This window comes from Rhodoluna sp., assembly GCF_044232805.1.
Lineage (GTDB): Bacteria > Actinomycetota > Actinomycetes > Actinomycetales > Microbacteriaceae > Rhodoluna.
The window spans coordinates 1-10940 of sequence record NZ_JBIILG010000037.1 but is presented as its reverse complement, the minus strand read 5'-3'; the positions used below and the strand labels follow the sequence as shown (position 1 = coordinate 10940).

At 48.9% G+C, this 10940-nt stretch carries 13 protein-coding genes; 3 read left to right on the top strand and 10 right to left on the bottom strand.

The annotated features are described in order from the left end of the window. Positions 1-83: 83 nt before the first annotated feature. Complete coding sequence (locus AC9UES_RS05380) at positions 84-374, bottom strand: 2TM domain-containing protein (protein WP_509522789.1); 291 nt, start codon at positions 372-374, stop codon at positions 84-86. Positions 375-436: 62 nt separating this feature from the next. On the opposite strand from AC9UES_RS05380, the gene AC9UES_RS05375 reads away from it, so the two are divergent. Together AC9UES_RS05375 and AC9UES_RS05370 are read left to right on the top strand one after the other, a co-directional pair. Then, the gene (locus tag AC9UES_RS05375) at positions 437-955 is read left to right on the top strand and encodes an SOUL family heme-binding protein (protein WP_509527355.1); all 519 of its coding nucleotides are present in this window, start codon (positions 437-439) and stop codon (positions 953-955) included. Positions 956-958: 3 nt separating this feature from the next. Then, positions 959-1366 (top strand): arsenate reductase ArsC, encoded by a 408-nt coding sequence (locus AC9UES_RS05370; protein WP_509522791.1) that lies wholly within the window; start codon positions 959-961, stop codon positions 1364-1366. Here AC9UES_RS05370 and AC9UES_RS05365 read toward each other — a convergent pair. Both AC9UES_RS05365 and proC read right to left on the bottom strand, forming a co-directional pair. Then, entirely contained in the window at positions 1350-1862 is a 513-nt protein-coding gene (locus tag AC9UES_RS05365) for an ArsR/SmtB family transcription factor (protein ID WP_509527353.1), read from the bottom strand. The genes AC9UES_RS05370 and AC9UES_RS05365 overlap by 17 nt on opposite strands. Next, the gene (proC, locus tag AC9UES_RS05360) at positions 1859-2692 is read right to left on the bottom strand and encodes a pyrroline-5-carboxylate reductase (protein WP_509527351.1); all 834 of its coding nucleotides are present in this window, start codon (positions 2690-2692) and stop codon (positions 1859-1861) included. The genes AC9UES_RS05365 and proC overlap by 4 nt, the downstream gene beginning before the upstream one ends. Positions 2693-2757: 65 nt before the next feature. On the opposite strand from proC, the gene radA reads away from it, so the two are divergent. After that, entirely contained in the window at positions 2758-4092 is a 1335-nt protein-coding gene (gene radA, locus AC9UES_RS05355; protein WP_509527349.1) for a DNA repair protein RadA, read from the top strand. Here the strand turns inward: radA and AC9UES_RS05350 are convergent. From AC9UES_RS05350 to AC9UES_RS05320, 7 genes are all read right to left on the bottom strand, one after another. After that, positions 4089-4712: a hypothetical protein gene (locus AC9UES_RS05350; protein ID WP_509527347.1), complete on the bottom strand. Its 624-nt coding sequence runs from the start codon at positions 4710-4712 to the stop codon at positions 4089-4091. The genes radA and AC9UES_RS05350 overlap by 4 nt on opposite strands. 108 nt (positions 4713-4820) lie before the next feature. Continuing rightward, complete coding sequence (locus AC9UES_RS05345) at positions 4821-4976, bottom strand: hypothetical protein (RefSeq protein ID WP_509527345.1); 156 nt, start codon at positions 4974-4976, stop codon at positions 4821-4823. A gap of 55 nt (positions 4977-5031) precedes the next feature. Then, positions 5032-7491, bottom strand: coding sequence for an ATP-dependent Clp protease ATP-binding subunit (locus AC9UES_RS05340; RefSeq protein ID WP_509527343.1), 2460 nt, complete (start codon positions 7489-7491; stop codon positions 5032-5034). A gap of 83 nt (positions 7492-7574) precedes the next feature. Then, positions 7575-7778, bottom strand: a complete 204-nt coding sequence (locus AC9UES_RS05335; protein WP_509527341.1) for a hypothetical protein — start codon at positions 7776-7778, stop codon at positions 7575-7577. A gap of 2 nt (positions 7779-7780) precedes the next feature. After that, positions 7781-9268 carry a lysine--tRNA ligase gene (lysS, locus tag AC9UES_RS05330; protein ID WP_509527339.1) on the bottom strand — a complete coding sequence of 496 codons (1488 nt, stop codon included), beginning with the start codon at positions 9266-9268 and terminating at the stop codon, positions 7781-7783. 7 nt (positions 9269-9275) lie between these two features. Further along, positions 9276-10136: a pantoate--beta-alanine ligase gene (panC, locus tag AC9UES_RS05325; RefSeq protein WP_509527337.1), complete on the bottom strand. Its 861-nt coding sequence runs from the start codon at positions 10134-10136 to the stop codon at positions 9276-9278. Then, complete coding sequence (locus tag AC9UES_RS05320; RefSeq protein WP_509527335.1) at positions 10137-10850, bottom strand: DUF2520 domain-containing protein; 714 nt, start codon at positions 10848-10850, stop codon at positions 10137-10139. Between the last annotated feature and the right edge of the window lie 90 nt (positions 10851-10940).

Below are 10940 nucleotides of genomic sequence, written 5' to 3'. Positions count from 1 at the left end.
GACATACGCTTGCGACGCTTTTTTATTACTGAACCCACAGAAACCTCATATATTTTCTAGCCCAATTGGGCAACCTAGCCAGCTTAGCTGTTGCGCTTGAGGCGCTCAACTTCGGCGTCGATGTCAGCCTCAGTTATGGGCTTGTTGGAAAGCTTTCCATAGGCGTCAAGTGCTGTAAATACTGCACCGATTCCCATACCAAAAATGACCCATATTGGCCAGTAGTAGCCGTCTGGGGTGGTGAAGAACCACACTCCAGTTGTAATTGCAGTCACGATCAGGTAGACCCACATGTACTGCTTAAAGTCTTCACGTTTCTTGAGAAGCTTTGCCGCGTGCTTTCTCATTTCGCTGTCGCTGGCTGGTTGACTCAATGTTTCCTCCCTGTTCAGGTCTAGTTTAACATCGGAAAAGTGTCTTTACTAGACTGACTTGTATGACACAGAACCAACCATACCGCCTGCTTAAACGGCATGGCGAATTTGAGCTTCGTGACTACCCCGCAGGAATGCAAATAGAAACAGAGGTAGCCGGCGACTTCATCAACGCAGGAAGCATTGGATTTAGACCCCTGGTGAACTTCATAAGTGGAAACAACAGGGCGCGACAAGCGATTGCAATGACCGCTCCTGTGATTCAGGAATCGGTAACTACCAGCAGGCATAAGGTGCGTTTTGTTATGCCGGAAGAGATGGATGAGTCCAATACTCCCTCACCCGCAGACTCAAAGGTAAGCGTCGTTCGAGTGCCCGCCCATCTTGCCGCCGCCAGAAAATTTGGCGGCTCCTGGAACAAAGAAAAGTTCGAAAGCGAAGGTACAAAGCTTCTGGAAGAAGTTACCCGGGCTGGACTAGTTCCCCAAGGCAACCTTTACTGGTCCAGGTTTGATCCTCCTTGGAAACCAGGTTTTCTAAAACACAATGAAGTACTGATTCGCGTAAAGAAAGCAGGTTAGAAAATGGGAACTAAAGCTACTGTCTTGTTCGTTTGCGTTCATAACGCTGGCCGTTCACAAATGGCAGCAGGTTACCTAAAGCATCTTGGTGGAGAAAGTGTTCAGGTATTGTCGGCTGGAACCGATCCTGGAACTCAAATCAATCCCATGGCAATGGCCGTAATGCTTGAAGAGGGAATTGATTTATCATCTTCTGTTCCAGAGAAGCTATCTGATGAGAAGGTAATTGCCAGTGATTATGTGATCACTATGGGTTGTGGTGACGCCTGCCCTTATTTTCCAGGTAAGACTTATCTTGATTGGCCATTGGATGATCCTAAGGATCAGCCAATTGAAAAGGTCCGTGAAATTAGAAACAACATAAAGTCAAAAGTTGAAGCTCTCTTGGAGAAAATTACTTCCCAGCCTTGATGCGTGCCTTTACAGTCTTGACAATTCTTTTTGCGTCTTTTTTAACGCCCTTAACTTCTCTTTGAGCTTCAGTTTTCACATCTGCCAGCATCCTGCCAAGCTGCTTTCCAAGTTTCTTAGGGTCAATATCGACTTTGGCAGTGACTTGGCCTGAAACCCATTTGGTGCCAGTAGAAACTGCGCTTCCCACCCTGCCGCCAAGTTCAGTTACCTGTTGGTTAACTCTTGCCACTGCCTGCGATTCTGCCACCTTGGCAAACCAAGTCAAGTAAGGGGTAAAACCCTTGGCGTTTATTGAATACTTCTTGCTGGTGCCAGAACCAGTTGAGCGAACTAGCCCTGCCTCAACAAGTTCGGTCAGCTGCGCTGTTACTTGTTCCGAGGAAACCTTGCTAGCTTCAGCTAGCTTCGAAGCCGTCGAAGACGGAGTTTTGGCTAGGGTCTCTAGAACTAAACGGGCTTTTGGATTTGCCAGTGCATTAAAAATGTCGCTCATGGTTTAATTCTACCTAACTCTTTTGCCCTGGCCAAGGCGGCTTCGGTTGCTTCAATGAAAACTCGTTCTAGATCTGCAGCATCAAATCTTCCTGTTGCTTGCATCGTGGTCCCGTTTGGAGAAGTTACTTGCTGCCTTAGTTCTTCTGGGGAGCTCGAAGAAGTTGCCAGCAATGTTGCTGATCCAAGGAATGTTTCTTTCACCATCAGGCTCGCCTCTTGCTCGCTAAATCCAAGAGACTTGGCCGCGGTAATGAGTTTTTCGGCAAAGTAAAAAACATATGCCGGGCCAGAACCAGATATTGTGCTGAGAGCATCGATTTTGCTTTCATCAACGACCAGAACTGTACCCACGCTTGAAAATAGCTCTACAGCCAGATCTAGTTGCTTGGCCGAGACATTGGAGCCTTGGCTAATTCCCGTAACACCCAAGCCAACAACAGATGGAGTATTTGGCATTGCCCGAACAACTGCTGCGTGGCCTGATAGCTGCTCTTCCATGGCTGCGGTAGTGATACCAGCTGCAACGGAAACAACCAAGCAGTCTGGCTTTAGAACTGACGCAACATCTTTTAGGGTTTCAAGAATCATGTTTGGTTTCACAGCCAAGATAACTAGGTCTGCATCCTTAACCGAAGAGGAGTTCGCAGCCGAGTCTGATTCCAAGGCGGTGGCTTGGACTGCATGGTTAGAGGAAATAGCGTCTGCGCTGGCTTTCGATTTGGTGGTCACTCGAACATTAGCCGGGCTAGTTCCTGCAGCAAGCAGACCGCTGAGAATGGCTTTACCCATCGAGCCAGTGCCAAGAATTGCTATCTGCTTTGTTTCCATGGTTTAAGCCTAGGCCCACATCCTTATCGGTGGGTCAGGGTAAGTTTGAAAGCTATTGGAGGATCATGGCAAAGACCAAGGCAGAGTTTTCTTGTGTGGAGTGTGGCTGGTCCACAGCTAAGTGGGTTGGCCGTTGCGGCGAGTGCCAAGCTTGGGACACCGTTCAACTAACCGCCGTTGGATCCGGCAGAGGCACGGGTATTGTTCGCTCCATAAAGCCAGCGCTAATCGGTGATGATTTTGCTGCCAAGCCAATCACCGAAATTTCTACCGATAACGTCCATTCAAGACCAACTGGTGTTGGAGAGTTTGACCGAGTTCTAGGCGGCGGCATTGTTCCGGGAGCTGTTGTTTTGCTCTCCGGTGAACCAGGCGTTGGTAAATCAACGCTTTTACTTGAAGTTGCTGCGAACAGTGCTAAATCGGGCCTTCGGGTTTTATACGTCAGCGGCGAGGAATCGACTGGCCAAATAAAGCTTCGTGCAGATAGAACCGGAGCCTTATCCGAGAATCTCTATCTCGCATCAGAAAATGACTTATCTACTCTGCTTGGCCAAGTTCAGCACTTGAAACCGGATTTACTAATTGTTGACTCGGTGCAGACGATTCTGGCTGGTGAAATTGATGGTGCGGCAGGCATGCCGTCCCAGGTTCGCGAAGTTGCCGCCAACCTAATCCGCGTAGCCAAAGAAACTAATCTTCCGATTATTTTGGTCGGACACGTAACCAAAGATGGATCAGTTGCAGGACCTAGAACTCTTGAGCACCTGGTTGACGTGGTTTGTCACTTCGAAGGAGACAGGCAAACAAGTCTTAGATTTATTCGTTCTTTCAAAAACAGATTTGGGCCAACCGATGAAGTTGGTTGCTTTGAAATGACTGGTGACGGCATTGTTGAAGTAACAGACCCAAGCGGCTTATTTCTTTCCAGAAACGAAACTCAGGTTTCTGGAACCTGTGTAACTGTCACTTTGGAAGGTAAGCGAGCTCTTATTTCTGAGGTTCAGGCTTTGGTTGTTAAGAGTTCAACTGCCCAACCCAGGCGAGTCACCAACGGGGTTGATGCATCAAGAGTTGCCATGCTTTTGGCGGTACTAGAAAGAAGAGCGGGGTTGAGGCTTTCCGAACTGGATGTCTATGTTTCAACCGTTGGCGGTGTAAAGATTTCCGAGCCTGCCGCAGATCTTGCCATCGCACTTGCCATCGCTTCGGCCATCAAAGACCAGCCAATTTCACACGATGTGGTGGCCTTTGGTGAAATCAGCCTTGCTGGGGAAATCAGAAAAGTAAATCAAGCGGTCATTAGGCAAAACGAAGCAAACCGATTGGGTTTCACGAAAGTGATTGACTCAAGCTTCACTCAGCTCACTAAAGCGCTGGCGGCAGGGCTAAAAAACTAATCCAGTACGAACTGCTGGTCGTTATTAGAAAGCTCTCCGTTTACTTCAGCTTCTACGTGATAACTGGCTCCACCGGTCACCACAGCTTCTTGCTCTGGTCCGCAACCCGTTGAGCTTGATGAAACTTTTTCCCACGGCTGGACTGGGCTGGTGCTTGTCTGAGCTGCCTTTAGAACTATTTCACTATCTGTTAGTCCTTCGCGATTACACTGTCTTGAAGTCCAGATTTGTTGGTCGCCAGATTTGATGGTGAAATACTGAACTTTTGCACCGACGTTGAATTTGCAGTCCACGGAATTTGTGTTGGTCAAGGTGAACCAGATGTGTGGGGTTTGGTCGTCGCTAAATTTGTTCATCAGAACACCTTGGCTATCGCCAACCTGGGCCATGACTGAAACAGTTCCTGGGGGGCAGGGTTCACCGGCCTCAACTACGACGCTGGATTCGTTTAGTCCTTCGGGAAGTGGAGTCGGGGTGGGAGTCTGTGACGCTCCGAGCCATGAACCAACGGCATTCACGCCTGCCCAAATTAGTCCAACGAGCAAGGCAAGCACTAGTGCTGTAGCGATGCGACGTCTTCGGTAAACAGCTGGAGAAAGTGTTCTTCGTGTTTGAGACATTCCTCTAATTTACTTGGGCAGGTTTCAAGCTTTGCCTAGGCGTGGCTGTGTTGCGAAGAATTTTTACTAACCAAGCGCTTGGGTTAACAGCTCAGCGGTTAGGTTTGCTCACTTAGGCCTGTGTTTTCCTTTGCCTTTTCTAATGAAAACCCTCAATAGAGCTAGATAGGTAATCCAGGCAAACACAATCTCAAAACCGACATTCATCAGAAAATCTGCCAACAAATGGTTTGGATCGGTCAGGATATCTATCCAAGAATCCATCGACAGCCTCTCATGATTACTTTGCTTATCTGTCTGGTGAGGATATCTTTAGTGACTAAACCGCTGCAGTGACAGGTTCTCTGAGCTTGCTGGCAAAAGTAAACTCTCCGTTGGCAAAGTCAACAACGATGTGGCTGGAGTTTTTCAGCTCTCCCTGCAAGATCTGCTCGCTGATGCGGTCTTCGATTTCTCTCTGTACTGCTCGACGTAGCGGTCTTGCACCAAGGGACGGCTCGTAACCAATTTCCATTAGACGCTCTTTTGCCTTCGTGGTCAGCTCGAGAGTTAGGTCTCTTTCCTCTAGGCGAGTAGCTAGGCGCTTGATGAACAGCTCAACAATTTGCAGAAGTTCAACCTGTGAAAGCTGAGGGAACACGATTGTTTCGTCAACGCGGTTTAGGAACTCCGGTCTAAAGCTGCGCTTTAGCTCCTCGTTGACCTTGGCCTTCATCAACTGGTAGTCGTTTTCGCTAGAGCCTTCCAAGCTAAAGCCCATGGCTCCGCGAGAAATGTCCCTGGCACCCAAGTTGGTGGTCATGATGATCACGGTGTTCTTGAAATCAATTACTCGACCCTGGCCATCGGTTAGACGACCCTCTTCAAGAATCTGAAGTAGTGAGTTGAAGATATCCGGGTGGGCCTTTTCGATTTCGTCAAACAACACAACCGAGAATGGCTTGCGCCTTACCTTTTCGGTTAGCTGACCACCCTCTTCGAATCCAACAAATCCTGGAGGGGCACCGAACAACCTAGATACGGTGTGCTTCTCGCCATACTCAGACATGTCCAGGGAGATAAGTGCGTTCTCGTCGTCAAACAAGAACTCTGCCAATGCTTTAGCTAGCTCTGTTTTTCCAACACCGGTTGGTCCGGCAAAAATAAAGGAGCCAGATGGTCGCTTTGGATCTTTCAGTCCCGCACGCTGGCGACGAATAGTTTTGGACAGTGCGGCAATAGCTTCTTGCTGACCGATGACGCGCTTGTGTAGCTCGTCTTCCATAAAGATCAGCTTCGCGCTTTCTTCTTCAGTGAGCTTGAATACTGGAATACCAGTTGCCTGAGCCAAAACTTCAGCGATCAAACCTTCGTCAACGACTCCTGCAGCTGCCACGTTTCCTTTGCGGAACTGCTTTTCTAACTGAGCTCGTTCTCCGATAAGTTTCTTTTCCTCATCGCGCTTCGAGGCAGCAAGTTCAAAGTCCTGGTTCTCGATTGCCTTTTCTTTTTCTACTCGGACTCCGACGATGCGCTCTTCGATTTCACGAAGCTCTGGAGGAGAAGAAAGAATTGAAAGTCTCAACCTGGCTCCTGCTTCATCCAGAAGGTCAATGGCCTTGTCCGGAAGGAACCGGTCGGTTACATACCTGTCTGAAAGTGAAGCTGCTGCAACGATTGCACCATCGGTGATTGAAACCTTGTGGTGGGCTTCGTAGCGGTCACGAAGACCTTTCAAGATGTTGATGGTGTGTGGCAGGCTCGGCTCGTTTACCTGAACCGACTGGAATCTGCGAGCTAGCGCTGCATCTTTTTCAAAGTGCTTACGGTATTCGTCCAAAGTCGTTGCACCAATAGTCTGCAACTCGCCTCGAGCCAGCATCGGCTTCAAAATTGATGCGGCATCAATTGCACCTTCAGCAGCACCTGCCCCAACAAGGGTGTGGATCTCATCAATGAAAGTAATGATGTCTCCGCGGGTGCGAATCTCCTTGGTTACTTTCTTTAGTCTTTCTTCGAAGTCACCACGGTAACGGCTACCTGCAATCAAGGAACCAAGATCTAGTGTGTAAAGCTGCTTACCCTTTAGAGTTTCTGGAACGTTGCCCTGAACGATGGCTTGTGCCAATCCTTCGACAACTGCAGTTTTTCCAACTCCTGGTTCACCAATTAGAACTGGATTGTTCTTGGATCTGCGAGAAAGAATCTGCATAACGCGTTCAATTTCGCGCTCACGGCCGATAACAGGGTCAAGCTTTCCTTCGGCAGCAGACTGAGTTAGGTTCTTGCCGTACTGGTCAAGAATCTGTGAACCTTTTTGCGGAGCAACTTGCTCGCCACCAACCTGAACGGTTTCTTTACCTTGGAATCCAGATAGCAACTGAATCACTTGCTGGCGCACGCGGTTAGTGTCTGCGCCTAGGCGAGTAAGCACCTGAGCTGCAACACCCTCACCTTCGCGAATAAGACCCAAAAGCAAGTGCTCTGTTCCGATGTATGAGTGGCCTAGCTGCAGTGCTTCGCGAAGCGAAAGCTCAAGAACTTTTTTGGCGCGAGGGGTGAATGGAATGTGACCAGAAGGAGCTTGCTGCCCCTGACCAATAATTTCCTGAACCTGATCGCGAACAGAGTCGAGGTTGATTCCAAGAGACTCGAGAGCCTTAGCGGCGACTCCCTCTCCCTCGTGAATAAGACCCAAAAGAATGTGCTCGGTACCGATGTAATTGTGATTTAGAAGCTTGGCTTCTTCCTGAGCCAAGACGACAACGCGTCTTGCCTTATCGGTGAATTTCTCGAACATTTCTTGGCTCCTTATGACGCCGCTAATTACGTCTAGATAAAGATGTTAACCAGCCACGAGGCACCTTTTGGGGCTTGTTCGCCCTAGGCGTTAGGCAGCTTTTTGCGCTTGGCCCGCTCTTCGGCTTCTATTTCGGCATAAACCTTGCGCTCTGTGGAGTCGGCCCTAAAGATGGCCCGCATAACGATATAGAAGATGATTCCCATCAGAATTGGGGGCACTGTGGACATGGCGAAATATGCTACCCATTCCAGACCAGTTAGCTCTGGGGTTTCTACGTTTTCCATAATTACTTAACCAACGGGAACAAGATTGTCTCCCGGATGCCGAGGCCAGTAAGAGTCATCAGCAATCGGTCGATGCCCATTCCCATTCCACCCGATGGCGGCATTCCAAACTCCAAAGCCGTCAAGAATTCCTCATCGAGCTTCATAGCTTCTGGGTCTCCCGACTTGGCAAGTGCCATCTGAGCTACGAATCTCTCTCGCTGAATTACTGGGTCCACAAGTTCGGAGTAACCAGTTGCTTGCTCGTAGCCGCGGATGTATAGATCCCACTTCTCAACTACGCCTGCCTTATCGCGGTGATCGCGAGTAAGCGGTGAGGTGTCAACAGGGAAATCCATGACGAAGGTGGGTTTGGTTAGCCCCGGCTTTACAAAGTGCTCCCAAAGCTCTTCGACGTATTTGCCTTGAAGTGGGTGATCGATTTCAATTCCAACCTTGTCAGCAATCTTCTTTAGTGCATTCATTGGAGTAACCGGGGTGATCTCTTCTCCAGCTGCAGCAGAAAGAGAATCAAACATCGAGATGCGATCCCATGCACCAGATAGATCGTTCTTTTCGCCGCCTTCTAGTTCGATGACCTGGGTGCCAAAAACATCCTGCGCCGCATTTTGAATTAGCTTCTGAGTTAGATCAGCCATGGTGTTGTAATCACCGTAGGCCTGGTAGGCCTCAAGCATTGCAAACTCTGGGGAGTGAGTGGAGTCAGCACCTTCGTTTCTGAAGTTTCGGTTGATTTCATAAACTCTTTCCAACCCGCCTACAACAGCACGCTTCAAAAAAAGCTCTGGAGCGATTCGGAGGTAAAGCTCAACATCGAATGCATTCATGTGTGTCTTGAAAGGTCTGGCCGACGCACCACCGTGCATAACCTGGAGCATTGGTGTTTCTACCTCTAGGTAGTTGTCTTCGGTAAAAGTCTTACGCATCGACTGCATGACCTGTGAGCGAATCTTTACTACTTCCCTGGCTCGGTCACGAACAATCAGGTCGATGTACCTATGGCGAACACGGAACTCTTCAGAAAGTTCGTTATGCATGTTTGGAAGAGGCCTAATTGTCTTTGCAGCCATCTTCCAGCTTGCAACCAGGATGCTTAGTTCACCGCGCTTGGAAGTTATTACTTCACCCTCAACAAACAGGTGATCTCCCAGATCAACGAGTTCTTTGTATTGCTCGAGTGATTCCTCGCCTACCTTGTCGAGGCTGACCATTGCCTGGATTCTTTCGCCGTCGCCAGCTTGCAATGTGGCAAAGCAAAGCTTTCCGGTGTTGCGGGCAAAAACTACTCGTCCTGAAACCGCAACCTTTTCACCGGTTGAAACATCAATTTCCAAGTTCGGGAATTTGGCTCTAACTTCTCCGATGGTGTGAGTAATTGGAAGTGAGACCGGGTAAGCGCTTCCCGTTTCTTGAAGTTTGTCGCGCTTAGCGAGGCGAATGGCAATCTGCTCGGGGAGGTCTTCTGCCTCGTTCTCGAGATTCTCGCTCATCTTGCTCCTAGAAAGTGATTGACCTATTGTCAATCAGTCGAACATTGCCCACCTCTGCAGCAACAATCATCAGTGCCTGGCCAGTGAAACCATCCTCCAAAGCTTCAAAGGATTCTGGATTCACAAGCGCCAGATAATCAAGTTTAGCCTCTGGATTTGAACTAAAGACTTTCATTGCCTCACCAAGAGCACTTGAAATTCCTTCACCGGAGGCTGCGCATTTGTGTGCTTTATTAAGAGCCTCCGATAGTGATAGCGCAACCTGCATTTCACTCGAACTAAGCCTTCGGTTCCGGCTCGATAAAGCCAAGCCGGTTGATTCTCTAATTGTGGGGCCTTCGACAAGCTGCAATTTGCTACCCCAGTCAGATTTTTTCTCCTGTTGCAGCATCCTTCGGATCAAAAACAACTGCTGGGCATCTTTAGTGCCAAAGACTGCAACATCGGGGCTAACGATCTCAAACAGTCTTGCAACAACCGTGAGCATGCCATCGAAGTGTTCTTTTCTTGCCTGACCCTCATAGAGATCTCCAATTGGCCCGGCAGAGCGGGTGTTAGTTTCACCGGTTGGGTAAATCTCTTCAACGCTGGGCAAAAACAAAACATCTGCACCAGCGGATTCCAAAGCCGCAGTGTCGGCGGCTTCGTTTCTTGGGTAAAGATCAAAGTCGGATGTGGAATCGAACTGCAGAGGGTTTACAAATATAGAAGCAACCACAAATCCCGTTTGCTTTTTGGCTATTTCAATCAATGACAAGTGACCCGCGTGAATTGCACCCATGGTTGGGACAAATGAAATTTTCTCGCCGCTTTGTCTTGCTGTAGCTAACTCGGCGCTTAGCGCAGACACGGTGCGAATGGTTTTCATTTACTGCTCATCCAGAAGTTCAGTTGGGTCAATGCTTCGGTGACCCTTGGAAAGAGCTTGGTCCACGGCGCTTTCGATAACTGGCGCAATAACAAGTGCTGGGTTTTCAACCCCTGCTTGCTCAAGTAATCCAACAGCCTGGTTCACAATCATCGCCGAGAAATTGCTGGCAACTTCTATCGCCTCGAAGTAGCTTTCGCGCCCAGAAGCTTCGATAACTATCGGCTCGGCCCCCATTTCAATAACCAGCGCTTGAACAATCGGGAGCGCTACCTGTGGAGCGCTAACGGCGAAGTAGCTTTCTTTCATACGGCGAAGATCGAGACTTGTTCCGGTGAAATGCATCGCAGGGTGAATGGCAAGTGCGATAGCGCCTTGCGCGGTTGCCGCTTCCAGAATCTCATGGCCATGCTCTGGTGCAAAGTGAACAACAAGCTGTCCTTTGCGCCAGGCATTTGATTCAGCAAGACTTGTGACGGTTGACTCGATTTTGTTTGCTGGAACTGCTAGTAGCACTAAATCTGATGCCGCAAGAATGTCGTCATTTGATAGAGGCTTTGCGGTTGGGAACAAGTGCTCCAGTTTGTCTTTCGAGTCAGATTGGTCTTTGGGAACCGCTACAACCAGATGTCCTGCTTCTTGCAAGGCTGTTGCAATTGCAATTCCTATGACATCGCTGCCCACAAGGCCGATGTTTAATCTTCCCTGTTTCAATTGCTCACCATCTGATCTGTCTGATTGTCTTTGGGCTCATCGGGTAGTCGACATATTTGTTCCGACACAATTGCAGCCACGGTTAGTACC

Bases quoted from the DNA above. Each gene is read 5' to 3' on its own strand.
- AC9UES_RS05375 (WP_509527355.1), top strand. From the start codon at position 437: ATGACACAGAACCAACCATACCGCCTGCTTAAACGGCATGGCGAATTT.
- AC9UES_RS05370 (WP_509522791.1), top strand. From the start codon at position 959: ATGGGAACTAAAGCTACTGTCTTGTTCGTTTGCGTTCATAACGCTGGC.
- AC9UES_RS05365 (WP_509527353.1), bottom strand. From the start codon at position 1,862: ATGAGCGACATTTTTAATGCACTGGCAAATCCAAAAGCCCGTTTAGTT.
- proC (WP_509527351.1), bottom strand. From the start codon at position 2,692: ATGGAAACAAAGCAGATAGCAATTCTTGGCACTGGCTCGATGGGTAAA.
- radA (WP_509527349.1), top strand. From the start codon at position 2,758: ATGGCAAAGACCAAGGCAGAGTTTTCTTGTGTGGAGTGTGGCTGGTCC.
- AC9UES_RS05350 (WP_509527347.1), bottom strand. From the start codon at position 4,712: ATGTCTCAAACACGAAGAACACTTTCTCCAGCTGTTTACCGAAGACGT.
- AC9UES_RS05345 (WP_509527345.1), bottom strand. From the start codon at position 4,976: ATGGATTCTTGGATAGATATCCTGACCGATCCAAACCATTTGTTGGCA.
- AC9UES_RS05340 (WP_509527343.1), bottom strand. From the start codon at position 7,491: ATGTTCGAGAAATTCACCGATAAGGCAAGACGCGTTGTCGTCTTGGCT.
- AC9UES_RS05335 (WP_509527341.1), bottom strand. From the start codon at position 7,778: ATGGAAAACGTAGAAACCCCAGAGCTAACTGGTCTGGAATGGGTAGCA.
- lysS (WP_509527339.1), bottom strand. From the start codon at position 9,268: ATGAGCGAGAATCTCGAGAACGAGGCAGAAGACCTCCCCGAGCAGATT.
- panC (WP_509527337.1), bottom strand. From the start codon at position 10,136: ATGAAAACCATTCGCACCGTGTCTGCGCTAAGCGCCGAGTTAGCTACA.